Origin of the sequence: Streptomyces sp. C10-9-1, assembly GCF_024497955.1 — a bacterium.
Classification (GTDB): Bacteria; Actinomycetota; Actinomycetes; order Streptomycetales; family Streptomycetaceae; genus Streptomyces; species Streptomyces sanyensis.
The window spans coordinates 263,575-288,896 of sequence record NZ_JANHKP010000003.1; the positions used below are offsets into that span (position 1 = coordinate 263,575).

General features: G+C 74.6%; 14 protein-coding genes. 8 read left to right on the forward strand and 6 right to left on the reverse strand.

What is annotated here, in order from left to right:
* Positions 1-114: 114 nt before the first annotated feature.
* The 4 genes from glgX (at position 115) to NPS70_RS05790 (ending at position 8,817) form a co-directional block, all read left to right on the forward strand.
* A complete protein-coding gene (glgX, locus tag NPS70_RS05775) occupies positions 115-2,349 on the forward strand; it encodes a glycogen debranching protein GlgX (protein ID WP_256523071.1) in 2,235 nt (744 codons plus the stop codon).
* Positions 2,350-2,457: 108 nt separating this feature from the next.
* The gene (locus NPS70_RS05780; RefSeq protein ID WP_256522911.1) at positions 2,458-4,356 is read left to right on the forward strand and encodes an ABC transporter ATP-binding protein; all 1,899 of its coding nucleotides are present in this window, start codon (positions 2,458-2,460) and stop codon (positions 4,354-4,356) included.
* A 14-nt stretch (positions 4,357-4,370) separates the two neighbouring features.
* Positions 4,371-6,314 carry an ABC transporter ATP-binding protein gene (locus NPS70_RS05785; protein WP_256523072.1) on the forward strand — a complete coding sequence of 648 codons (1,944 nt, stop codon included), beginning with the start codon at positions 4,371-4,373 and terminating at the stop codon, positions 6,312-6,314.
* A 487-nt stretch (positions 6,315-6,801) separates the two neighbouring features.
* Positions 6,802-8,817, forward strand: a complete 2,016-nt coding sequence (locus NPS70_RS05790; protein ID WP_256522912.1) for a M4 family metallopeptidase — start codon at positions 6,802-6,804, stop codon at positions 8,815-8,817.
* A gap of 167 nt (positions 8,818-8,984) precedes the next feature.
* Here the strand turns inward: NPS70_RS05790 and glgP are convergent, their stop codons facing one another.
* The 6 genes from glgP to NPS70_RS05820 form a co-directional block, all read right to left on the reverse strand.
* Positions 8,985-11,648: an alpha-glucan family phosphorylase gene (gene glgP / locus NPS70_RS05795; RefSeq protein WP_256522913.1), complete on the reverse strand. Its 2,664-nt coding sequence runs from the start codon at positions 11,646-11,648 to the stop codon at positions 8,985-8,987.
* A gap of 190 nt (positions 11,649-11,838) precedes the next feature.
* On the reverse strand, positions 11,839-13,134 hold the full coding sequence (locus NPS70_RS05800; protein WP_256522914.1) for an FAD-dependent monooxygenase: 1,296 nt from the start codon (positions 13,132-13,134) through the stop codon (positions 11,839-11,841).
* A 48-nt stretch (positions 13,135-13,182) separates the two neighbouring features.
* Positions 13,183-14,313 (reverse strand): monodechloroaminopyrrolnitrin synthase PrnB family protein, encoded by a 1,131-nt coding sequence (locus tag NPS70_RS05805; protein ID WP_256522915.1) that lies wholly within the window; start codon positions 14,311-14,313, stop codon positions 13,183-13,185.
* A 79-nt stretch (positions 14,314-14,392) separates the two neighbouring features.
* Positions 14,393-15,910 carry an MFS transporter gene (locus tag NPS70_RS05810; protein ID WP_308314986.1) on the reverse strand — a complete coding sequence of 506 codons (1,518 nt, stop codon included), beginning with the start codon at positions 15,908-15,910 and terminating at the stop codon, positions 14,393-14,395.
* Entirely contained in the window at positions 15,907-17,370 is a 1,464-nt protein-coding gene (locus tag NPS70_RS05815) for a 4-hydroxyphenylacetate 3-hydroxylase family protein (RefSeq protein WP_256522916.1), read from the reverse strand. Before NPS70_RS05815 ends, NPS70_RS05810 begins: the two co-directional genes overlap by 4 nt.
* Before the next feature lie 124 nt (positions 17,371-17,494).
* Positions 17,495-18,490 carry an AraC family transcriptional regulator gene (locus NPS70_RS05820; protein ID WP_256522917.1) on the reverse strand — a complete coding sequence of 332 codons (996 nt, stop codon included), beginning with the start codon at positions 18,488-18,490 and terminating at the stop codon, positions 17,495-17,497.
* Positions 18,491-18,607: 117 nt separating this feature from the next.
* On the opposite strand from NPS70_RS05820, the gene NPS70_RS05825 reads away from it, so the two are divergent.
* The 4 genes from NPS70_RS05825 (at position 18,608) to NPS70_RS05840 (ending at position 25,267) form a co-directional block, all read left to right on the forward strand.
* On the forward strand, positions 18,608-19,555 hold the full coding sequence (locus NPS70_RS05825; protein ID WP_256522918.1) for an SDR family oxidoreductase: 948 nt from the start codon (positions 18,608-18,610) through the stop codon (positions 19,553-19,555).
* A 348-nt stretch (positions 19,556-19,903) separates the two neighbouring features.
* Entirely contained in the window at positions 19,904-21,892 is a 1,989-nt protein-coding gene (locus NPS70_RS05830; RefSeq protein ID WP_256523074.1) for an alpha-1,4-glucan--maltose-1-phosphate maltosyltransferase, read from the forward strand.
* Complete coding sequence (treS, locus tag NPS70_RS05835; protein WP_256522919.1) at positions 21,889-23,709, forward strand: maltose alpha-D-glucosyltransferase; 1,821 nt, start codon at positions 21,889-21,891, stop codon at positions 23,707-23,709. Before NPS70_RS05830 ends, treS begins: the two co-directional genes overlap by 4 nt.
* A gap of 172 nt (positions 23,710-23,881) precedes the next feature.
* A complete protein-coding gene (locus NPS70_RS05840; protein WP_256522920.1) occupies positions 23,882-25,267 on the forward strand; it encodes a phosphotransferase in 1,386 nt (461 codons plus the stop codon).
* Positions 25,268-25,322: the final 55 nt, after the last annotated feature.

Sequence of the window (25,322 nt, forward strand, 5' to 3'; positions counted from 1 at the left end):
GCAGGAGGCGGACAGGTGTCGAGCGCAGCCGAGCAGCAGACGGCGGTCCAGGACGAGCGGGGCCCCGGACCGGCGGGCCCCTCGCCGGGGCCGGCCACCGGTCACCGCCCGCCGGTGCGCAGCGGGCCGCCCGCGTGGCCGGGCACCCCGACCCCGCTCGGCGCCCGCTGCCGGGTGGGGCCGGACGGCGTGGCGGGGACCAACTTCGCGCTCTGGGCGGGCGGGGCCGAGGGGGTGGAGCTGTGCCTGTTCGACGGGCCCGGACCGTCGGCGGTCGAGACCCGCGTGCCGCTCACCGAGCTGACGCACGAGATCTGGCACGGCTTCGTCCCGGGCGTGGGCCCCGGCCGGCGCTACGGCTACCGGGTCCACGGGCGCTGGGACCCGTGGACCGGGGCCCGCTGGAACCCGGCCAAGCTCCTGCTGGACCCGTACGCCCGGGCCGTCGACGGCGACTTCACCCTCCCGGCGGAGGTGTACGGGCACGTACGCGACTGGCCCGACCAGCACGTCGCCGACACCGTGCGCGACGACCGGGACTCGGCCCCCCACGTGCCCAAGGGTGTGGTGGTGGCCGACGACACGGGGGGCGGAGACGAGTGGCAGGACGACCGGCGGCCCAAGACGCCCTGGTCGGACACGGTCATCTACGAGATGCACGTGCGGGGCTTCACCCGGCGCCACCCGGGCGTCCCGGAGGAGCTGCGCGGCACCTACGCGGGACTCGCCCACCCCGCCGCGATCGAGCACCTGACCTCGCTCGGCGTGACCGCCGTGGAACTGCTGCCCGTCCACCAGTTCGCCCACGAGGACCACCTGCTGCGCCGCGGCCTGGTGAACTACTGGGGCTACAACTCCATCGGCTACTTCGCCCCGCACGCCGGGTACGCCGCCTCCGGCACCGCGGGGCAGCAGGTGGGCGAGTTCAAGCGGATGGTCCGCGCCCTCCACGCGGCCGGCATCGAGGTGATCCTCGACGTGGTCTACAACCACACGGCCGAGGCGGGCGAGCTGGGGCCGATGCTCTCGCTGCGCGGCATCGACAACCGCGGCTACTACCGCCTGCCGCACGACGCCCGGCGCTACGCGGACTACACCGGCTGCGGGAACACCCTGCACGTGGTGCGGCCCCAGGTGCTGCGGCTGATCACGGACTCGCTGCGCTACTGGGTCACCGAGATGGGCGTCGACGGGTTCCGCTTCGACCTCGCGGCGGCACTGGCCCGGTCGATGCACGACGTCGACATGCTCTCGCCGTTCCTCGCGGTGATCGCCCAGGACCCGGTGCTGCGCCGGGTGAAGCTGATCGCGGAACCCTGGGACGTGGGCGACGGCGGCTACCAGGTGGGTGCCTTCCCCCCGCTGTGGACGGAGTGGAACGACCGCTACCGGGACGCCGTGCGGGACTTCTGGCGCGGGGCGCTCCCCGACGTGCGCGACCTGGGCTACCGGATCTCCGGATCGAGCGACCTCTACGCCTGGGGCGGACGGCGGCCCTACGCCTCGGTCAACTTCGTCACCGCGCACGACGGGTTCACCCTGCGCGACCTCGTCTCCTACCACCACAAGCACAACGAGGCGAACGGCGAGGGCAACCGGGACGGCACCCATGACAACCGCTCCTGGAACTGCGGGGCGGAGGGGGAGAGCGAGGACCCGGCGGTCAACGCCCTGCGCCGACGGCAGCTGCGGAACCTGCTGACGACCCTGCTGCTGTCGACCGGTGTGCCCATGCTGGTCGCCGGGGACGAGATGGGCCGCACCCAGGGGGGCAACAACAACGCCTACTGCCAGGACAACGGGATCAGTTGGCTGGACTGGTCGCTGCCCGGGCAGCCCGGCTGCGGGGAGCTGCTGGCCCTGACCCGCCGGCTCATCGCCCTGCGGCACGCGCATCCGGTACTGCGCCGCCGCGCCTTCTTCTCGGGCCGTCCGCAGGCCCCGGACGGGCTGCGCGACCTGGCCTGGTTCACGCCCGACGGCACCGAGATGACCGAGGCGGACTGGTACGCGCCGTCGGCGACCCTGGCGCTGTTCCTCTCCGGCCGCGACATCCCCGGGCGGGACGCGCGGGGGCGGCAGGTCACCGACGACAGCTTCCTGACGGTCCTGCACGCGGGCGACGCCCCGGTGGACTTCCGGCTTCCCGGGCCGCCGTGGGCGACGGCGTACGAGTCGGTGGTGGACACCTCGCGGGAGGACCAGTCCGGGCCGCCGGGCACCGCGTACCCGGGAGGCGCACGGGTGACGGTTCCGGCGCGGTCGGTGCTGCTCCTGCGGGTGACCGCCGGGGACGCGGCGGCGGAGCCGCCCGACGCGCCCGACGCGCCCGGCACACCCGACGGCTGAGGGCGACCGGGGCCCGCGGCGCACCCGTGCGCCGAGGCCGGCGGCGCCCCTCGCCCGGCGGCGAAATTCGGATGAGCCCGTCAGTGGCGAACCGTACTCTCGGTCCTGATGCCCACTACTGCCCCAGCCTCCCAGGACCGGTCCGCCGTGCGCTCGCTGCTGCGGCTGTGGCCCTACGTACGGCCGGTGCGCGTCCGGCTGTTCAGCGCCGCCTTCGTGGCGGTCGTCGCCTCCTGCCTCAGCCTCGTCATCCCCCTGGTGCTCAAGTGGATGGTGGACGGGCCCGTGGCGGACCGCGACCCGGGCGGGGTGTGGCTCGGTGCGCTCGCCCTGCTGCTGCTCGGCATCGCCGAGGCGGTGCTGTTCGGCTTCCGGCGGTGGCTGGTGGCGCGGCCCCTGGCCGGCGTGGAGGCGGCCATGCGGGCGGACCTGTTCCGCCACCTCCAGCGGCTGCCCGTCGCCTTCCACGACCGGTGGGCCTCGGGCCAGCTGCTCTCGCGCGGCACCACCGACCTGATGCTGCTGCGGATGTTCCTGGCGTTCCCGCTGACCTTCCTGCTCGTCAACGGCACCACCCTCCTGGTCGGCTTCGCCCTCCTGCTCGCCCAGGACTGGACCCTCGGGCTGGTGCTGCTGGCCCCGGTGGTGCCGCTGGTGATCGCCTGCTCGATGTTCGAGGCCCGCTACTCGGTCGTCGCCCGCAGGTCCCAGGACCAGGTCGGCGACCTGGCCACGGTCGTCGAGGAGAGCGTGCTGGGCATCCGGGTCGTCAAGGGCTTCGGGCGGCACCGCAGCCAGGCCGAGGCCTTCCGCGGGCTCGCGGCGCGGCTGCGCGGCACCGAGCTGGGCAAGGCGCGCCTGCTGGGCGGGATCTGGGGGCTCATCACCTTCGTGCCCGAGCTGGCGATCGGCGCGGCCCTGGTGCTCGGCGCGGTGCAGGTGGCCGACGGCGACCTGTCCGCGGGCACGCTGGTGGCCTTCCTGTCCACGGCCCTGGCGCTGCGCTGGCCGGTGGACTCGATCGGCTTCCTGCTGGCCATGAGCCAGGAGGCGGCGACGGCGGCGGACCGCTACTTCGAGGTGCTGGACGAGGCCCCCGAGGAGGACGCGCACGCGGGCGGCGGGGAGCGGCCGCCCGGCCCCCGGGACGGGCTGCGGTTCTCGGGCGTGGTCTTCCGCTACCCCGACGCGCCCGAGGGGTCCGCCCCGGTGCTCGACGGCGTGGACCTCCATGTGCGCCCGGGCGAGACGATGGCGCTCGTCGGCGGCACCGGCAGCGGCAAGACCACGCTCACCGCGCTGGTGCCGCGGCTGTACGACGCGACCGCCGGGCGCATCACGCTCGACGGGCGGGACGTCTCCTCGCTGCCGCGGGAGCGGCTCCGGGCGGAGGTGGCCATGGCCTTCGAGGAGCCCACGCTCTTCTCCGCCAGCGTCGGCGAGAACGTGCTGATGGGAGCCGCCGAGGCGCCGGGGGGCCCGGCGGCGCCCCCCGGCGCGGACGCGGGGGCGGCGGACGCGGAGGCCCGCCCGGCGCCGCAGGACGCCCTGCGCCGGGCCCTGGACATCGCCCAGGCCGGGTTCGTGGACACCCTGCCGCAGGGGGCCGACACCCAGGTGGGCGAGCAGGGCCTGAGCCTGTCCGGGGGCCAGCGCCAGCGGCTCGCCCTGGCCCGGGCGGTGGTGGGCAGGCCGCGCTTCCTGGTGCTGGACGACCCGCTGTCGGCGCTCGACGTGCACACCGAGGCGCTGGTGGAGTCGGCGCTGCGGCGGGTCCTGGCGGACACCACGGCGCTGGTCGTGGCGCACCGCCCGTCGACGGTGATGCTGGCCGACCGGGTGGCGCTGCTGTCCGGCGGCCGGATCGCCGCGGTGGGCACCCACCAGGAACTGCTGCGCACCCACGCCGAGTACGCCTGGCTGATGTCCGGCGCGGACGGCGCCCCGGGAAGACGGCTCACGGGCGCCCCACCGGCGGCCGAGGACGCGGAGAGGACGGCGCGGTGACCACGCAGCCCCCCATGAAGCAGGCCGGTGACGGGCGGGCGGCCGGGCCGTCCCGACCGGACCCGGCGCCCGTCGCGGCCGGGACGGCCCCGTCGCCGTCCGCCGAGGGCCCCGCGGGCGGCCCCGGCGGCCGGGTGCCCCCCGCACCCGCGGGACCCGGGGACGGCGACCCCTTCGACCGGGACGCCCTGCCCGCCCCGGCCGGGGCGACGGGTGCCCTGCTGCGGTCGCTGCTGGCACCGCACCGGGCCCGGGTGGCGCTCACCGCCCTGCTCCTGCTGCTCCAGCAGGCCGCCGTGCAGGCGGGTCCGCTCCTGGTGGCCTACGCCATCGACCGCGGGGTCCCCGCCTACCGCGCCGGGGACCTGGGGCCGCTGGTCGCCGTCGGCGCCGGGTACGCCGTGTGCGCGCTGGCGGGAGGGGTCCTCCAGTACGCGTTCATCCGCTCCTCCGCACGGGTCAACCAGGACGCCCTGCTCGACCTGCGCGGCCGGATCTTCCGCCACGCGCAGGCGCTGAGCGTGGACTTCCACGAGCGCTACACCTCGGGGCGGCTGATCTCACGCTCCACCACGGACGTGGAGTCGTTGCAGGAGCTGCTGAGCGAGGGCCTTCAGGAGCTGATGGCCGTCGTGCTGTCGTTCGTCTACATCTCGGCCATGCTGCTCTGGCTGGACCTCGGGCTCGGGTCGGTCGCGGTGGCCTCGTTCGTGCCGCTCTACCTGCTGGTGCGGCTGTACCGGCGCCGCGCGGGGCACGTCTTCGCGAGCCGGTCCACGGCGATCGCGGCGGTGATCGTGAAGTTCGCCGAGACGATGAACGGCATCCGCCCGGTGCGCGCCTTCCGCCGGGAGCGCGCCAACGACGAGGCCTTCCGGGTGCTGAACCGCCGCCATGAGCGCAGCAACGGGGACACCCTGCTGGAGATGGCCCGCTATGTGGTCGGCTCCCGCCTGGTCGCCAACACGGCGGTGGCGGCCATCGTGCTGTGGGGTGCCTGGCGGGTCGCCTCGGGGACGCTCGCGCTCGGGGTGCTGGCGGCCGCCGTCCTGTACCTGCGCAGGCTGTACGACCCGATCGACCGGCTGGGGATGTTCCTGAACTCCTACGAGTCGGCAGCCGCCTCCCTGGGGAAGATCGCCGGGCTGCTGGCCCAGCAGCCGTCCGTCCCCGAGCCGGTGCGGCCGCGCCCGCTGCCCGCGCGGGGCTCCGGCGGGCCGGGGCGCGAGGTGGTCTTCGAGCGGGTGGGCTTCGGCTACCGCACGGGCGGCGAGGTGCTTCCCCGCTTCGACCTGAGGATCCCGGCCGGGCAGACGGTGGCGGTGGTCGGCTCGACGGGCGCGGGCAAGTCGACGCTGGCCAAGCTGCTGGCCCGCTTCTACGACCCGAGCGCGGGCCGGGTGCTGCTGGACGGCACGGACCTGCGGGACCTGGCCGTACCGGAGCTGCGCCGCGGCGTGGTGATGGTGACCCAGGAGGCCTTCCTGTTCTCGGGGACGGTGGCGGACAACATCGCCCTCGGACGCCCCGACGCCGGGCGCGCGGAGATCGAGCAGGCCGCCAAGGCCATCGGCGCGCACGAGTTCATCGCCGCCCTGCCCGAGGGCTACGACACCGACGTGCGCAAGCGGGGCGGGCGGATCTCGGCGGGGCAGCGCCAGCTGGTCGCCTTCGCCCGGGCGCTGCTCGCCGACCCGGCCGTGCTGATCCTCGACGAGGCCACCAGCTCGCTCGACATCCCCGGCGAACGGGCCGTGCAGCAGGCGATGGACACGGTGCTGCGGGGCCGCACCGCCATGGTGATCGCCCACCGGCTCTCCACGGTGGAGGTCGCGGACCGGGTGCTGGTGATGGAGGCCGGGCGCATCGTGGAGGACGGCCCCCCGGCGGAGCTGATCGCGGGCCCGGGGCGCTTCGCGGGCCTGCACAGCGCGTGGCGGGAGAGCCTCTCGGGCTGAGGGCGGTCGCCGGGGCCCGCGGCCCGCCGGCGCCGGGAGCGGTGCACCGGGCCCCCGGCGGGTCCGCCCGCGGTGCTCCCCGCCCGCCGGGGCCGCCGGGACGGCCCCGCGCTCCCGGCTCTCCTGACGTCCGCTCAGCGGTGCACCGTGGCCGCTCGGATCCGGCCATGGACGGCTCGGGCACCGCAGGGGTCCAGGGGGTCTCCCCCGCCTCCCGCGTCACCACCGCACACCGCGTCCACCGTCGCGGAAGCACTCCGGCGAACGCCCGACCACGGGTGTCCGCACGCCGACGAAACGTCCGCTTAACGAACCTGGACCATCAACCAGCGGACGAGTTCCGGCCAAGTTGTTGTCGCGCTCCTGACAGGAGTGCGTCACGGCTGCCAGTCTTCCCCCATTCCACGCACGACAGCTCCGCACGCCCCACTGCACGCCCGGCCGGCCCACCCAGCCGCCCGGTACCCCCCTCGCAGAAGGAGTTCGCGTGAGATCCACGCATCGCCGTCGCGCCACCGCGACCGGAGCCCTGATCGCCTCCGCCGCCCTGCTCGCGGTCGGGTTCCAGACCGGCACCTCGGCCGCCGCGCAGCCCGCGGCACCCGCCCCCCAGTCCTCCCAGGCGGACCCGGGCGCCCTGCCGAAGAACCTCACCCCCGCCCAGCGCGCCGAGCTGATCCGCGAGGCGACGGCGACCCGGGCCGCCACCGCCGGGGAACTCGGCCTCGGCGCCAAGGAGAAGCTGGTCGTCCGGGACGTCGTCCAGGACCGGGACGGCACCACCCACACCCGCTACGAGCGCACCTACGACGGCCTCCCGGTCCTCGGCGGCGACCTGGTCGTCTCCGCCTCCGGTGCGGGCGCGACCGAGTCGGTGGCGCTGGCGTCGGCCGAGCGGCTGGCGAACGTGGACACCCGGGCGGACGTCCCGGCCGCGACCGCCGAGACGCAGGCCCTCGGCGCCGCCAGGGCCGAGGGCTCCAAGGCGACCAAGGCCGAGCGCGCTCCGCGCAAGGTGGTCTGGATGGGGACCGGCTCCCCGACCCTGGCATGGGAGACCGTGGTCGGCGGCCTCCAGCACGACGGGACCCCGAACGAGCTGCACGTCGTCACCGACGCCGCCACCGGCGAGAAGCTCTTCGAGTGGCAGGCCGTCCACAACGGCACCGGCAACACCCAGTACAGCGGCACCGTGACGCTGGGCACCGCCCCGTCCTACACCCTGACGGACACCGGGCGCGGCAACCACAAGACCTACAACCTCAACCGCGGCACCTCGGGCACCGGGACGCTGTTCTCCGGCCCGGACGACGTCTGGGGCGACGGCACCCCGTCGAACGCGGAGACCGCGGGCGCGGACGCGCACTACGGCGCGGGCGTCACCTGGGACTACTACAAGAACGTGCTCGGCCGCTCGGGCATCCGGGGCGACGGCGTCGGCGCCTACTCCCGCGTCCACTACGGCAACAACTACGTCAACGCCTTCTGGCAGGACAGCTGCTTCTGCATGACGTACGGCGACGGCTCGGGCAACGCCAAGCCGCTCACCTCCATCGACGTGGCCGCCCACGAGATGACGCACGGCGTCACCTCCAACACCGCCGGCCTGATCTACAGCGGCGAGTCCGGCGGCCTCAACGAGGCCACCAGCGACATCTTCGCCGCGGCCGTGGAGTTCTACGCCAACAACGCCCAGGACAAGGGCGACTACCTCGTCGGCGAGAAGATCGACATCCGCGGCAACGGCACCCCGCTGCGCTACATGGACAAGCCGAGCAGGGACGGCTCGTCGAAGGACTACTGGTACTCGGGCATCGGCAACATCGACGTCCACTACTCCTCGGGCCCGGCGAACCACTGGTTCTACATGCTCTCCGAGGGCAGCGGCGCCAAGACCATCAACGGCGTGAACTACGACTCGCCGACCTCCGACGGCCTGCCGGTCACCGGCATCGGCCGCGAGAAGGCGGCGCTGATCTGGTACAAGGCGCTGACCACGAAGTTCAACTCGCGCACCGACTACGCGGGCGCCCGCGCCGGCACCCTCGCCGTGGCCACCGACCTCTACGGGGCGAGCAGCGCCGAGGTCAAGTCCGTCGCCGACGCCTGGGCCGGCATCAACGTCGGCAGCCGCCCCGGCGACCCGGGCGAGCCGGGCGACGTCTACGAGAACACCACCCCCGTCTCCATCCCGGACGCGGGCTCGGCGGTGACCTCCACCATCAACGTCGCGGGACGCACCGGCAACGCGCCGTCGAACCTCAAGGTGGACGTGGACATCACCCACACCTACCGCGGTGACCTGGTCATCGACCTGATCGCCCCCGACGGCACCTCCTACCGCCTGAAGAACAGCAGCGGTTCGGACTCGGCCGACGACGTCAAGGCGACCTACACGGTCAACGCCTCCAGCGAGGCCGCCAACGGTGCCTGGAAGCTCCAGGTCCGCGACGTCTACCGCTGGGACACCGGCCGCATCAACAGCTGGAAGCTCACCTTCTGACCCACCGCTCCGCACCGCTCCGACCCGAGCGAGGGCGCTGCCCGGACACCCCACCGGTGTCCGGGCAGCGCCCGTCGCGGTGCACGCCCGGGCGCGAGGCGGCGCCGTGCGACGGGACGCGGCCGCAGGCCCCGGGGCGGTGGCACCCGCCCCGCGAGGCCCCGTGCTCAGCGCAGCAGCACCCCGGCCTCCCCTCCCGCGACGTCCACGGCCTCCGCGGGAAGGGCGACCAGACCGAGGTCCGCGCCCGCGGGGAGCAGCCGGTGGGCGGGCAGCACCCGCACCGTGTAGCCGAAGGGGCCCGTCCGGTCGAGCGCGAGCGGTCCCTCGTAGATCCAGCGGCCCTCCAGGTCGGGGCCGCCCGCGGGCTTCAGCGGGAAACTCCTGGCGTCCCGGATGGCGTCGTCCGGGTCGACCCGGCCGGCCACCACCTGGACCTCCACGTCCTCCGGAGCGAGGTCGCCGAGGGCGGCCTGCACCCGCAGGGTGAGCGTGGATCCCAGCCCGGCCGTCCCCGCGGCCCCGTCGGGCGCCTCCTGGTCGACGGCCTCCACATGGCCCACCGCCACCTGGGGCCAGGCCGCCCGCACCCGTGCCTTCCAGCCCGCCAGCTCCTCGGCCGCCCCGGGCTCCATCGCCCGGTGCGCCTCGGCGGCCGGGACGTACAGCCGCTCCACGTACTCACGGACCATGCGCCCGGCCAGCACCTTGGGACCCAGGGTGGCCAGGGTCCGGCGGACCATCTCGATCCAGCGGTCCGGCAGGCCGCCCGCGCCCCGGTCGTAGAAGCGGGGGGCCACCCGGTCCTCGATCAGCGCGTACAGTGCGGCCGCCTCCAGGTCGTCGCGCCGGTCCTCGTCGGTGCACTCGCCGTCCGCCGTGGGAATGGCCCAGCCGAAGTCCGGCTCGTACCACTCGTCCCACCAGCCGTCCAGGACCGAGAGGTTGAGCGAGCCGTTCAGCGCGGCCTTCATCCCGCTGGTGCCGCAGGCCTCCAGCGGCCGGAGCGGGTTGTTGAGCCACACGTCGCAGCCCGGGTAGAGCTTCTTGGCCATCGCCATCCCGTAGTCCGGGAGGAACACGATCCGGTGCCGCACCCGGGGGTCGTCGGCGAACCGGACCAGCTCCCGCACCAGGCGCTTGCCGCCGTCGTCGGCCGGATGCGCCTTGCCCGCCACCACGATCTGGACGGGCCGGGTGGGGTGCAGCAGCATCTCGGTCAGCCGCTCCCGGTCGCGCAGCATCAGCGTGAGCCGCTTGTAGGAGGGGACGCGGCGGGCGAAGCCGATGGTGAGCACGTCCGGGTCCATCACCCCGTCGATCCAGCCCAGTTCGGCCGCTCCCGCGCCGCGCTGCCGCCAGGAGGCACGCAGCCGCTCGCGCACCTCGGCGACCAGCTGCTCGCGCAGCGAGCGGCGCAGCTCCCAGATCTCGGCGTCGGGGATGTCGGCGACGGCGTCCCAGCGGGGCGAGCCGCCGACGGACAGGGCGTCCTCCGCGCGGCCCGCGCCGATCCGGCGGGCGCCCAGGCGGAACACCTCGGGCGCCACCCAGGTCGGGGCGTGGACACCGTTGGTGACCGAGGTGATCGGCACGTCGGCGGCGTCGAAGCCCGGCCACAGCCCGGCGAACATCTCCCGGCTGACGGCCCCGTGGAGCGCCGAGACGCCGTTGGCGCGCTGCGCGAGCCGCAGCCCCATCACGGCCATGTTGAACACGCCCGGATCGCCGCCGGGGTAGCTCTCCGCCCCGAGGCGCAGCACACGGTCGAGCGGTACGCCCGGCAGCTCGGCCCCGTCGCCGAAGTGGCGGGCGACGAGCTCCCGGTCGAAACGGTCGATCCCCGCGGGCACCGGGGTGTGGGTGGTGAAGACCGTACCGGCGCGCACCGCCTCCAGGGCCGCGTCGAAGCCGAGTCCGGGCGCCTCGCCGAGCTCGCGGATGCGCTCCAGGCCGAGGAAGCCGGCATGGCCCTCGTTGGTGTGGAAGACCTCGGGGGCGGGGTGCCCGGTGAGCCGGCAGTAGGTCCGCACGGCGCGCACACCGCCGATGCCGAGCAGCATCTCCTGTAGCAGGCGGTGCTCGCTGCCGCCGCCGTAGAGGCGGTCGGTGACGTCGCGGGCGCCGGGTCCGTTGCCTTCCACGTCGGAGTCGAGCATCAGCAGCGGCACCCGGCCGACGCGGGCGACCCACAGGTGCGCGTGGAGCAGCCGCCCCGCGGGGAGGGCGAGGGTGACCCGGGCGGGTGTCCCGTCCTGCTCGCGCAGCAGGCTCACGGGCAGCTCGTTGGGGTCGAGCACCGGGTAGTGCTCCTGCTGCCACCCGTCGCGGGACAGCGACTGGCGGAAGTAGCCGTGGCGGTAGAGCAGGCCGACGCCGATCAGCGGGGCGCCCAGGTCGCTGGCGGCCTTCAGGTGGTCCCCGGCGAGGATGCCGAGGCCGCCCGAGTACTGCGGCAGTGCCGCGGTCACGCCGAACTCGGGCGAGAAGTAGGCGACGGCGGCCGGGAAGCGGGCGGCGCCCGGGCCCTCGGCGGCGCCCTGGTACCAGCGGCGGCCGTGGAGGTAGTCGTCCAGGTCGTCGGCGGCCGCGGCGAGACGCCTCAGGAAGCGCCGGTCGCGCGCCAGTTCGGCCATCCGGTCGGCCGACACGGTGCCGAGCAGCCGCACCGGGTCCCCGGCGGCGGCGCGCCAACCCCCGGGGTCGACGCAGCGGAACAGCTCTTGGGTCTCGGTGTGCCAGGACCAGCGCAGATTGCGCGCCAGGTCGCTGAGCGGTCGCAGGGGTTCGGGCAGGACGGGGCGGACGGTGAACCGACGAATGGCCTTCACAGGTCCCACCTTCGCAGGGGAGGTACGCATCCGGGCGGACGTACGGCGGTGTCGTGTCGTACGCCCCCCTCTCTCTCGTCGGCCACGACCGTAGCGGCGCCCCGTGGGCGCTGCCACGGCGCGCGGCGGCCCCCGGGGGCTCGCCGGGGGCTCGCGGCGGGGTGGGCGGCCCGTCCGCGGGGGCGCGGGCTCAGCGGGCGCGCCCCCGCGCGGGGCCGCCGTAGGGGGAGCCGGCGTTGACGCTGGCGGGGTCGAAGGCCCCGGTTGCCGCGTAGCGGGCGGCGATGCCGGCCCGCTCGGCGGGCGGGACGACGGCGTCGATGTCCGGGAAGCCGGCCGGGGCGCGCTCGTGGGCGAGGCGGATGACGACCTCCGGGCCCAGCCGCCGGTTGGCGAGCTGGAGTTCGGTCATCGCCGGGCGCCGGTCGGCCTCGTAGGCGGCCAGCGCGGCGACGGGGTCCCGGTGGGTGGCCAGCGCATGGGCGAGGGCGCGGCCGTCGACGACCGACTGGGTGGCGCCGTTGGACCCGACCGGGTACATGGCGTGGGCGGCGTCGCCGACGAGGGTGGTGCGGCCCCGGGACCAGTGGGGCAGGGGGTCGCGGTCGACCATCGGGTAGACGTAGGCGGCCTCGGCCGCCGCCAGGATCTCGCCCACGCGGACGCCGTCGAACTCCCAGTCGGCGAAGTGCCGGGCTATCGCGTCGGGAGGGACGCGCCGGTTCCAGTCGCCGCGGTGGGCCGCGGTGCCGTCCCCGGCCGTACCCGGCCCCACGCAGGCCCAGTTGACCAGGACCGTGCCCTCGGCGTCGGGCAGGGTGAGCGGGTAGACGACCGCCTTGCGCCGGTCGTCGCCCGCGATGAACATGAACGCCGCGCTCCGCTCGGCGGGCACCCGGGAGACACCCCGGTGGATGAGCTGCCCGTTCCAGGGCGGGTCGCCCTCGCCGGGGTGGAGGGCGGCGCGGACCGCCGAGCGGATGCCGTCCGCGCCGATCAGCAGATCGGGCGCGAGGGAGGCGCAGCCGTGCCGTCCGCCGTCGCGGTGGTCCAGGCTGACCCGGGGCAGTCCGTCGGCGGCGAGGGGGTCGGCGCCCGTCACGCGGACGGCGGTGAGCAGGGCGGACGGGCCGAGGCGCTCGCGGACGGCGGCGGCGAGCACCCGCTGAAGGGCGCCGCGGTGCACGGAGAGCTGGGGCCAGTGGTAGCCCGCCCGGACACCGCGCTGCTCCACGGAGATCAGCGAGCCGCTGCGGTGGTAGTAGCGCAGCTCCCGGGTGCGGACGGCGTGGGGTTCCAGGGCGTCGAGCACACCGAGCTCGTCCAGTTCGCGGACGGCGTTGGGCATGATGTTCAGGCCCGCGCCGACCGGGCGGAGTTCCCGGGCGGCCTCGGTCACGGTGATCCGCTCGAATCCGGCCGCGTGCAGGGCGAGGGCCGTGGTGAGCCCGGCGACTCCGCCGCCGGCGATCAGGATGTGGGTCATGGCTGGTGTGTCTCCTCGACGTCTGCGGGGCTCTGCGTCGCCGTACGGTCAGGGGGTGGGCCCGCCCAGCGGGCGGCGCACCAGGGTCTCGTTGTCCCGGGTGAGGTCGAGCACGGTGCGCAGCAGGGCCACCGGGGCCCCTCCGCTGCCCTCCTCGTAGCGGCGCACCTCCTCGGCGTACGCCTTGCGGGCGAGGGTGAGGTGGCGGGCGCGGAAGGTCTTGAGCACCTTCAGCACCCGGGCCAGCGCCTCGGCGGAGGCGGCGAGCACGGCGGGGACGGCCGCGGGCCCCTCCCAGCTGAAGGCGGCGGAGAGCTTGGACACGGCCGAGATCCCGTAGCGGTGGGCCTCGCGGTGGGCGCGCCACGAGGGGAGGCTGTAGCGGACGGAGGCGTCCAGGAAGGCGTCGTAGCCGGCGTCGCCGCGGTCGCACTGCCAGAGCGTCAGGTCGACCAGCCAGAGCGGCACCTGGGCGGCGGCGGGTCCCAGGTACTCCTCGCCGCCGACGTCGATCTCCTCGAAGTAGGCGCGCAGCTCGCGGGCGAAGAAGACGGGCGAGACCCGGGCCACGGTGAGGTCGATGGAGTCGACCATGGCGCCCGCCAGATGGCCGATGCGGTCCAGTGCGGCGGCGAAGCCGGGGTCGTAGGGCTCCAGCCGGGCCAGCTCCGCGCAGGCGTCCAGGCAGGCGACCAGCCGGGGGAAGACCATGCGGACGGCGTCCTGGAGGCGGCCCTCCATCGGGTCTCCGGTGTACATCCGCTGCCGCCGCCCGGTGGGGTTCCAGGCCGTGTAGTGGTGGACCGTGTCGCGGGGCACCATGTCGGTGCGCCGGGCGAGCCGCCGCAGGACGGGGAGCGCCTCGGGCACGGCGTCGAGCGGCTGCACGCCGTGGCGCTTGAGTGATCCGAGCAGGACGCCGAGGTCGCGCATGGCCGCGAGCGCGTCGGTGACCCCGAAGGCGGCGGCCTCCTCGGTGCTCGGCAGCAGCGCGCGCAGGGCCGCGCTGAGCGCGCGGACGTCCGCGACCGCGTTCATGGCGGGGAGCGCGGCGAGCAGCGGGTCGGCGCCGAGCGGGTCGGCCGCGCGTATCTCCGCTATGCGGTAGCGGGGTTCGCCGCGGTACCGCGGCGCAGCCAGCGTGTCGGGACCGGACGCGACAAGGTCGTGCAGGGCCAACGGAAGTCCCCCTCGGACGGAGCGGATCGGTTCGCGGTGCGTCGGGCGCGGGCGGCGGGCGCCCGCGCCCGGCCGGGTGTCACTCCACGGCGCGGTGGGCCCCGTCCCGGTGCGGCGCCCCCGCGGCGGGCGCGGACGGTCGCGTCCGGACGGCCAGCAGGGCGGCGGCCGCGGCGAGCGCGGCGCCCGCGAGCAGCGCGCCGCGGACGCCGGCGGTCTCGGCCGCCGGGCCGCCGGTGCCGGGGGCGGCCGCGCCGGCCACCGCGACGAGCAGGGCCAGCCCCAGGACGGAGCCGAACTGCTGGCTGGTGTTGACCAGTCCGGAGGCCAGGCCGGTCTCCTCGGGCGGCACGACGGCGGTGGCGGCCGCACTGGTGGTGACCACGGCCAGCGGAAGAGCGGCGCCCAGGACCAGGCTGGGGGCGAGCACCGTGGTGGCGAAGGTGCCGTGGGCGTCCAGGGCCAGGGCGAGCCAGGCCGTCCCCACGGCCAGCAGGGCGAAGCCCGCGGTCATGACGGGCCGCAGCCCGTGCCGGGCGATGAGGGCGCCGGTGCGGGGCGCGACCGCGACCACCACGAGGGACAGCGGCAGCAGGCCGAGGCCCCCGGCCAGCGGGGAGAGCTCCAGCACCCGCTGGAGATAGAGGCTGACCAGGAAGAACATCGGGAACAGGGTGGTCTGGGCGAGACCGCTGAGGAGGTTGGCCGAGGCGACGTCGGGCCGGCGCAGCACCGCCGGGGGCACCAGCGGGTGCCGGGCGCGCCGCTCCAGGGCGGCGAACACCGCGAGCAGCGCCGCTCCCCCGGCGGCCGCGCCGAGGGTGCAGGGCGAGGCCCAGCCCGCCGCGTCGGCGCCGACCAGGGCGAAGGCGAGCAGTCCCAGGCCGCCGGTGGCGGTGAGCGCGCCGCCGAGGTCGAAACCGGTCGCCGGGCGGCGCGTCCCCCGGTCGAGCACCCGCAGCGAGGCGGCGGCGAGGACCGCCGCGGCGAGCACGTTGAGCCACAGAGTGGACCGCCAGCCGAGCAGGTCGGTGAGGACGCCGCCGAGCACGGTGCCGGCCACTCCGCCGAGACCGCCCATGGCGGCGAACAGGCCGAGCGCCCGGTGCCGGGCGGGCCCGTCGGGGAAGAGGGCGAGCACCGCGGCGAAGGCGGCGGCCGCGGCGAGCGCGGCGCCGGTGCCCTGCGCGGCGCGCGCGGCGACGAGTTCGGCCGGGGTGCGGGCGAGGCCGCCGGCGGCCGAGGCGACCGCCAGCACGCCGAGGCCCGCCAGGTGGAGGGCGCGGTGCCCGAGCAGGTCGGCGGCCCGGCCGCCGAGCAGCAGCAGTCCTCCGAAGGCGATGAGGTAGGCGTTGGCCACCCAGGAGAGTCCGGCGGGGCCGGATCCGAGGTCGCGGCCGACGGAGGGCAGCGCGACGTTGACGACGGCGGTGTCCATGATGAGCAGCAGCTGGGTGGCGGCCAGCACCGCCAGCGCCCCGCGCGCGCGGTTCCCCGGCTCCGGCCCGGCGGCCGCGCCGGGCGGCGGGGCGGCGGGGGCACGGCGCCCCGGGCCGGGGGCGGCTGGCGGGCCGGGCCGGGCCGCGTCGGGGCTCACCGCGGTGCTGTCCCGTCCGACGGCAGCCCGTACCCCGCCAGGCACTCCCGCACCAGGGTCTCGCAGGCTTCGGTGTCGCCCTCCCACGCCTGCTGGGCCAGGTACACGTGCGGAGCCCCGTGCGAGAGGGTCTCGTACTGCTCCTGGCGTGCGGCGAACTCGGTGCCGAGGGCGTCCCAGGCGAGCTTGAGCAGCTTGACGCGCTCCTCGGCGCCGTGCCCGGGCGCTCCGAGGAACCGGCGCACCAGGGGCCCGAGCTCGGGGTGGAGCAGGTCCTCCCCCGAGGCGGGCAGCTGGACGACCCCGCCGCCCGCGAGCTGCCGTACCTCCCGCAGGGCGGCCGGGTACAGCTCGCCCGCCATGATGCGCTGGGCGTAGGAGATCTCCCGTCCCGGCATCACCCCGCCGCGCCCGGAGTCGACCTGCTCGAAGGACGCCTCCGCGGCGAGCACGAAGGCCTTCGCCTGGGCGACCCGGCCCATCATCCGGCCCACCGCCTGGGTGACGGGCGGCAGCTCGTAGGTGCCGCCCGCCTTGGCCAGCAGGATCGCCAGCCCGGTCAGGAACTCCAGCTTGGTCCAGAAGCGGGTGGCCGCCTGGTGCACGAGGTTCACGTAGGCCGGCGTGTGCCACCACATCCGGAAGGCGGCGTCCACGTCCCGGTAGGTGAGCACGCGCTCCCAGGGGACGAAGACGTCGTCGCAGACGAGCAGCACGTCGTTCTCGTCGAAGCGCGAGGACAGCGGGTTGTCGAACAGGCTGCGCGCGCGGCCCTCGTAGGAGGTGCGGGCCAGGAGGGTGAGGCCGGGGGTGGCCACGGGGATGCTGAAGGACACGGCCTGCTCGGTGTCCTGCGGGGCCAGCGGTTCGATCGTGCCGACCAGCACCTCGTCGGCGAAGGCGGCGGCCGTGCCGATCATCTTGGCGCCGCGGACGACGACCCCGCCGTCCTTCTCGGCCACGACGCGCACCGCGGGGTCGTCCCCGTCGCGGGGGCCGCCCGCCGCGGTGCGGCTGGCGCGGGGGTTGGTCAGGGTGAAGGCGGCGTACAGGTCGCCCTCGGCCATCCGCCGGTGGAGGGCCCGGGCGTGGTCCGCGCCGTCGAAGCCCCCGGTGGTGAACACGCCGGGGGCGGCGGTGAAGGCGGTCGCGGCGGCGGCCATGCAGTCCGGGGTCCGGCCCAGGAAGCCGTAGGCGGCCTCGGCCCAGATCTTGTGGGCGCGGCGGCGGGCGACGAGGTCCGCGTGGCCGCGGGGGACGGTGAAGGCGCGGTGGACACCGCCGGCGGCGAGGGCCGCGGAGTGCTCGGAGTCGTGTGCGAGGTCGTAGAGCCGGCCGAGGGAGGCCGCGGTGTTGCGGAAGGCCGGATGGCGGGTGACGTCGCGGGCGCGCTCGCCGTCGATCCACACCTCCCGTCCGTCCCGCAGTGAGGCGAGGTACTCCTGGCCGGACCTGGTCAACGTTGCTCCTCGAACCGAAAGAACCGCGGACGACGGGTTTCAGCCGAGCCTCCACGGCGCCGGCGGGGCCGGGCAATGAACGACCGTCCAGCGGTCCTTAAGAACCGGCCAGGGCCGCGGGCGCTCATGCGGCGGGCACCCGCCCGGCCCGGTACTCCCCCGGCGTCATCCCGAACCACTTGCGAAACGCCAGGTGGAAGCCGACGGCGCTCTGGTAGCCGACGCGCCCGGGGACCGCCGACTGCGGCAGCACGGTCTCCTCCAGCAGCCGGGCCGCCTCCTGCATCCGCCGCCCCGTCAGATGGCGTGCCGGGGCCTCGCCGACCAGCTCCCGGAAGGCGGCGGTGAACGCGGAGCGGGACATGCCGACCTCGCGGGCCAGCGACTCGATGGTCCAGGGCTCGGCGAAGCGGGTGGCGATGACGACCATGGCCCGGCTGATACCCGGGTGCCCGAGGACCGGCAGGGCGTCGGGCGTTCCCGCGAGTTCGCTCAGCAGCGGCCGGAGCGCCAGGACCAGGGCCATCTCGAAGGCGCGCAGGGTGATCAGCCGGTCCCCGGGGCCGACGGGCCGGTCGGTGGTCGCGAGCAGGCGCAGCGTGTCCCGGAGCAGGGGCTCCCTCTCGACCTGGGTGCCGTCCAGCACCAGTGCCCAGGGGAGCGCCTTGTACAGGCCCGTCGCGACGCTCGCGTCGTAGTGCAGCCCCGCGCACAGCAGCCGGCTGACGGGCCCCTCCCCCTCGATGCGTATCTCGCCGGAGGTGCCCGGCCGCCGCTCGGGCAGCACGGCGGCGAGCGAGACGCCGCGGCGGTCGGGCGAGTCGGCGAGCCGGTGGGCCGTACCGGTCGGGAAGACCGCCAGATCGCCCTCGCGCAGATGGATCGGCGTCCGGCCCTCGCCGGTGATCCAGCAGCCGCCCTCGGTGATGAAGTGCAGGACGGCGCAGCTCTGCTCGGCGTCGCCTTCGATGGCCCAGGGGGCTCGCACATGCCAGCGGCTGTCGAACACGCCGGTGAGGCGGAGGGGTTTCAGCAGTTCGCTGAGAAGGTCCCCGTCCTCGCCGTCGTCGTCGCCCCGTCCGGGCGACCGGGCCTCAGGTCGGTGCTTCGGTCGGTCCATTGGACGATCCTTCAACCCCCGCCCCGGATTGTTAATTGATCGGCCGAACTCGCCGCCACGAGCCTTGAGGAGCCGTTCGCGGCAGCATGCACACCCTACCGAAGGGCTTTCACACTCATGTCCGATCACATTCCCATGCGCGTCGCGGTGGTGGGCGCGACCGGCCATCAGGGCGGTGCGACGGCACGGCTGCTCGCGAGCCGGGGCCATCCGGTGCGCACCCTGAGCCGGCGTCCGCAGGCCGACCGGCCGGCGCTGCCCGGTGTACTCGTCATCGACGGGGACCTCGGCCGGCAGGAGGACGTGCACCGGCTCTTCGACGGCGCGACCCACGCGGTGGTGGCGATGCCGCTGGTCTACGAGGCGGAGAAGGTGATGCGCTACGCCCAGCACCTGGCCAAGGCGGCGCGGGAGAGCAGGCTGCGGCGGATCGTCTACAACGCCAACACCCGGATGCCGTCCGGGACCACGCGGCTGGCCGCGTTCGAGACACGGCGGCTGGCCGAGACGGTGCTGCGGGAGGGGCTGGCGGACGGGGGTGCGGAGCTGGTGGTGCTCCGGCCGCCCGTGTACCTGGACAACCTCTTCAGCCCGTGGAACGGCCCGGCCCTGGTCGACGACGGCGTGCTGGCCTATCCGCTGCCCGCGGACTCCCCTGTGGCGTGGCTGTCGCTGCGGGACCTGGCGGGCGCCGTGGCCGCCGCGCTGACGGCCGAGGGGGTCGGGGGGCGCTCGTTCGACATCGGGGGCGAGCGGAGCCTGACGGGCGCCGAACTCGCGGAGGCGTTCGGGCGCGGACTGGGGCGCACCGTCGAATACCGGCCGCTCGGGCCGGAGGTGTTCGAGCGCACGCTCGCGCGGATCCTGGGCCCGGCCTCGGCACACGGCGTGGCGGGCGTCTACCACTTCATGGCCGGGCGGACGGAGCCGCTGCTGATGGCGGACGACGGAGGGGAGTGGACGAAGGCGCTGGACACGGCGCCGGCACCGGTGGAGGAGTGGGTGGCGCGCCAGCCGTGGCGGACCTGGTCGGAGCGGCCCGTGCAGACGGCGGAGCCGGCCTGAGCGCGCGGCGCGCGGCCCGTATACGAGCTCCGGGAGAAGGACCGGTTCCGCCAACACGGCGGACCGGTCCTTCCTCGTGCGTCTTGTCGATCCTGCTACGTCCTAGTAGTTAACACATAGCCGGATTGCCCCGCGCGGGACGCGGGGAAGGCTCATCCGGTACGCCTGCGCGCACCCCCGAGACCGCATCCTTTCCGTCCACCCGAGTGAACGCGGACTGGAGCCGACATGCACGCACCCGGCCGACCACCTGCCGAGCAGTTACAAAGTAGACACACACTGCGCAATCCCTCTCCATGTGCGCGAACCGACCTGCCCGCACAGCCCCCAGGTGATGTTGTGAAATCGCTGATTGGCCGCATTCCCGTCCTGGACGTACGCCCGCTCGTCGACTGCGGAAGACGTCCCGCCAAGGCGGTGGCGGGTGAGACCTTCCAGATCACCGCCACCGTCTTCCGCGAGGGCCACGACGCCGTCGCCGCCGACGTGGTGCTGCGCGACCCGCGCGGCCGCAGGGCCCCGTTCACCCCGATGCGGGAACTGGCCCCCGGCACCGACCGCTGGGGTGCCTGGGTCACCCCCGAGACCGAGGGCGACTGGACCTACGCCGTGGAGGCGTGGAGCGACCCGGTGGCCACCTGGCGGCACACCGCGGACGTCAAGGTCCCGGCGGGCATCGACACGGAGCTCGTGCTGGCGGAGGGCGCCGAGCTGTACGAGCGCGCCGCCGCCGGGGTGCCGAAGAAGGACGGCCGGGAGTACGTGCTGGCCGTGGCCGACGCGCTGCGCGACGGCTCCCGCCCGCCCGCCGCCCGGCTCGGGGCCGTGCGCTGCCCCGACGCGAGCGGTGCCCTGGCACGCCATCCGCTGCGCGAACTGGTGAGCTCCTCGGCCCGGCTGCCGCTGCGGGTGGAGCGGCGCAGGGCCCTGTTCGGCTCCTGGTACGAGCTGTTCCCGCGCTCCGAGGGGGCGGTCCTCGCGGAGGGCGAGCCCCCGGTGTCCGGCACCTTCCGCACCGCCGCCGAGCGCCTGCCCGCCGTCGCGGCGATGGGCTTCGACGTGGTGTACCTGCCGCCGATCCACCCCATCGGCGCCACGCACCGCAAGGGCCCGGACAACGCGCTGACCGCGGGCGCCCACGACGTCGGGGTGCCCTGGGCGATCGGCTCGGCCGAGGGCGGCCACGACGCGGTCCACCCGGACCTGGGCACGCTCGCCGACTTCGACCACTTCGTGCGGGCGGCGCGCTCCCTGCGGCTGGAGGTGGCCCTCGACTTCGCCCTCCAGTGCTCGCCCGACCACCCCTGGGTCAAGGAGCACCCCGAGTGGTTCCGCCACCGGCCCGACGGCTCCATCGCCTACGCCGAGAACCCCCCGAAGAAGTACCAGGACATCTACCCGGTCGCGTTCGACGCGGACATGCCCGGGCTGGTGACGGAGAGCGTACGCGTCCTGCGCTTCTGGATGGACCGCGGTGTGCGCATCTTCCGGGTGGACAACCCGCACACCAAGCCCGTCGTCTTCTGGGAGCGCGTACTGGGGGAGATCCGCCGCACCGACCCGGACGTCGTCTTCCTGGCGGAGGCGTTCACCCGCCCGGCGATGATGCACGCCCTGGCGGCGGTGGGCTTCCAGCAGTCGTACACGTACTTCACCTGGCGCACCGCCAAGCACGAGCTGACGGAGTACATGGCGGAGCTGACCGGCGAGGCGGCCTCCTACATGCGGCCGAACTTCTTCGTGAACACGCCCGACATCCTGCACGGCTACCTCCAGGAGGGCGGCCGCCCCGCCTTCGAGGTGCGGGCCGTACTGGGCGCCACGCTCTCCCCCTCCTGGGGCGTCTACGCGGGCTACGAGCTCTGCGAGAACACCCCGCTGCGCCCCGGGAGCGAGGAGTACCTCGGCTCGGAGAAGTACGAGCTGAGGCCGCGGGACTGGGAGGCGGCCGAGCGCGAGGGCCGTACGATCACCCCGCTGATCACCCAGCTGAACCGGCTGCGGCGCCGCCATCCGGCGCTCCAGCAGCTGCGCGACATCCACTTCCACCACGTCGACAACGACGCGGTCATCGCCTACTCGAAGCGCTCGGGAGCGGACGTCGTCCTCGTCGTCGCGAACCTCGACCCCCACCACACCCAGGAGGCGACGGTCTCGTTGGACATGCTGCGACTCGGGTTCGAAGAACACGAGACCGTACCGGTGCGCGATGAGCTCACCGGCGAGACCTATCACTGGGGCAGAGCCGTCTATGTGCGCCTAGAGCCGGGCGTCACGCCCGCGCACATCGTCGCCCTGCGACCGTCCCCGCAGACCGGAGGGTCACCCACATCATGATCGTCAACGAGCCCGTCCCCGACACGTTCGAGGACACCCCCGCCCGCGACCGCGACCCCGACTGGTTCAAGCGGGCCGTCTTCTACGAGGTCCTGGTCCGCTCCTTCCAGGACAGCAACGGCGACGGCATCGGCGACCTCAAGGGCATCACGGCCAAACTGGACTACCTCCAGTGGCTGGGGGTGGACTGCCTGTGGCTTCCGCCGTTCTTCAAGTCCCCGCTGAGGGACGGCGGCTACGACGTCGCCGACTACACCTCCGTACTACCCGAGTTCGGCGACCTGGCCGACTTCGTGGAGTTCGTCGACGCGGCGCACCAGCGCGGCATGCGCGTCATCATCGACTTCGTCATGAACCACACGAGTGACCAGCACCCGTGGTTCCAGCAGTCCCGGTCCGACCCGGACGGCCCCTACGGCGACTACTACATCTGGGCGGACGACGACAAGCAGTTCGAGGACGCCCGGATCATCTTCGTCGACACGGAGTCGTCCAACTGGACCTTCGACCCGGTGCGCAAGCAGTACTACTGGCACCGGTTCTTCTCCCACCAGCCGGACCTGAACTACGAGAACCCCACGGTGCAGGAGGAGATCATCTCCGCGCTGCGGTTCTGGCTGGACCTGGGGATCGACGGCTTCCGGCTGGACGCGGTGCCGTACCTCTACCAGGAGGAGGGCACCAACTGCGAGAACCTGCCGCGCACCCACTCCTTCCTGAAGCGGGTCCGCAAGGAGATCGACGCCCACTACCCGGACACGGTGCTGCTGGCCGAGGCCAACCAGTGGCCCGAGGACGTCGTCGACTACTTCGGCGACTACCCCTCCGGGGGGGACGAGTGCCACATGGCCTTCCACTTCCCCGTCATGCCGCGCATCTTCATGGCGGTGCGCCGGGAGTCGCGCTACCCGGTCTCCGAGATCCTGGCCAAGACGCCGTCGATCCCGAAGAACTGCCAGTGGGGCATCTTCCTGCGCAACCACGACGAGTTGACGCTGGAGATGGTCACCGACGAAGAACGCGACTACATGTACGCGGAGTACGCCAAGGACCCGCGGATGCGGGCCAACATCGGCATCCGCCGCCGCCTGGCGCCGCTGCTGGACAACGACCGCAACCAGATCGAGCTGTTCACCGCGCTGCTGCTGTCGCTGCCCGGCTCGCCGATCCTCTACTACGGGGACGAGATCGGCATGGGCGACAACATCTGGCTCGGCGACCGGGACGCCGTGCGCACCCCGATGCAGTGGACGCCCGACCGCAACGCCGGGTTCTCCTCCTGCGACCCGGGCCGGCTGTACCTGCCCACGATCATGGACCCGGTCTACGGCTACCAGGTGACCAACGTCGAGGCCTCGATGTCCTCGCCGTCCTCGCTGCTGCACTGGACCCGGCGGATGATCGAGATCCGCAAGCAGAACCCCGCCTTCGGCCTGGGCTCCTACACGGAACTGCCCTCGTCGAACCCGGCGGTGCTCGCCTTCCTGCGCGAGGCGCCCTCCCAGGACGGCGGCGGGGACGACGTGGTGCTGTGCGTGCACAACTTCTCCCGGTTCGCGCAGCCCACCGAGCTGGACCTGCGCGCGTTCAACGGGCGCCACCCGGTGGAGCTCATCGGCGGGGTGCGCTTCCCCGCGATCGGCGAGTGGCCCTACCTGCTCACCCTCGCCGGGCACGGCTTCTACTGGTTCCGGCTCCGCAAGGACGTCGCGACCGCGGCCCTCACCCCCGGCGCCGCGTCCGGGAAGGCCGCGGGCTCCCCGTCGGCGCGCACGCCGGGCGGCAGCCCGGCGGCCGAGGGCGGCCCACGGGCCTGACCCCCGGGGACCGGGGGCGTCCGAAACGGCGCCCCCTGCTCCAGCGGGGCGGTTTCCCCCGCCCCGCTCCGGGCACTCTCCTCCTCATCCCCGCGCGCCGCCGGACAGCAACCGCTGCAATCCGGGACACTTTGCGCATTCGTGGTGTACCCGGGGAAAGGACGCGATGCCCATGTCGGAGGCTGCATCCATCCGGACTCCGCTCGCCCTGCTTCCCTCCCTCGCACCACTGCTGGACCAATGGCTCCCCCGTCAGAGGTGGTTCGCCGGAAAGGGATCGGCCGTCACCGGATTCACCCTGGTGTCCGCCACCGAACTCCTGCCGGTGCGCGGCCCGGGCCCCGGGCTGCTGCACCTCCTCGTCCGCGTACGGCAGGCCGACCGGCCCCGCTCCGACGAGGGCGACTGCTACCAACTGCTCATCGGCACCCGCCGGGTGCTCCCCCCGGCGCTGGCCCCCGCGCTGATCGGCCCCGCCCGGCAGGGCCCGCTGCGGGGCCTCACCCTCTACGAGGGCACCCACGACCCGCGCCTCGCGGGCCTGCTGCTCGAACGCCTGCGCACCCCGGGAACCCTGGGGCCGCTGCGCTTCGAACGCTACGCGGGCGCGCCCGGCACGCCCGTCCCCCCGAGCGGGCTGGCCGCGCGTCCGCTCGGCGCGGAGCAGTCCAACTCCTCCCTCGTGTACGGCGACGCCTACATCCTCAAGGTCTTCCGGCGCCTGCACCCGGGGCACAACCCGGACCTGGAGCTGCCGCTGGCCCTGGCCCGCGCCGGATGCGACCGGGTGCCCGTCCCCGTGGCCTGGTACGCGTCCGCCGAGCCGGGGCCCTACACCCTGGGCGTCCTCCAGCCGTTCCTGCGCGGCTCGCGGGACGGCTGGGTGCTGGCACTGGAGGCGCTCGCCGCGGGCGACCCCTTCCGCGCCGAGGCGGCCGAACTGGGCCGGGTGACCGCCGAGGTGCACACGGCCCTGGCCGACGCCCTGCCCGTCGTCAAGCTCGGCGGCGCGCAGGCCGGGGAACTGGCCGCGGGGATGGCCGCGCGGCTGGAGGCCGCCGCGCGGACCGTGCCCGCGCTGCGCCCGTACGCGCCGCGGCTGAGGGCCGCCTTCGACGCGGTCGCCGCGCTGGGCCGCCGGGGCCGTATCTGGGCCGCCCAGCGGGTCCACGGCGACCTGCACCTCGGCCAGCTGCTGCGAGGCCCCGGAGGGGGCCCCTGGTCGGTGATCGACTTCGAGGGGGAGCCGACGCGGCCGCTCACCGAGCGCTGCCGCCCCCAGCCCGCCGTGCGCGACGTGGCGGGCATGCTCCGCTCCTTCGACTACGCGGCCCGCACCCACCGGCCGTGGAACCCCGCCTGGGCCCAGGCGTGCCGGGACGCCTACTGCACGGGCTACGCCCGCACCGCCGGTGCCGACCCCCGCGAGGAGCCCGCCCTGCTGCGCGCCTACGAGACCGACAAGGCCGTGTACGAGGCGGTGTACGAGGCCCGGCACCGGCCGGACTGGCTGCCCGTGCCGATGGCCGCCGTCGAGCGCCTCGCCGCCGACGACTGACCACCGCTCCCGTCACCCCGTCACCCCGAACTCGCGCCCCCTGGAGGCCGACCCC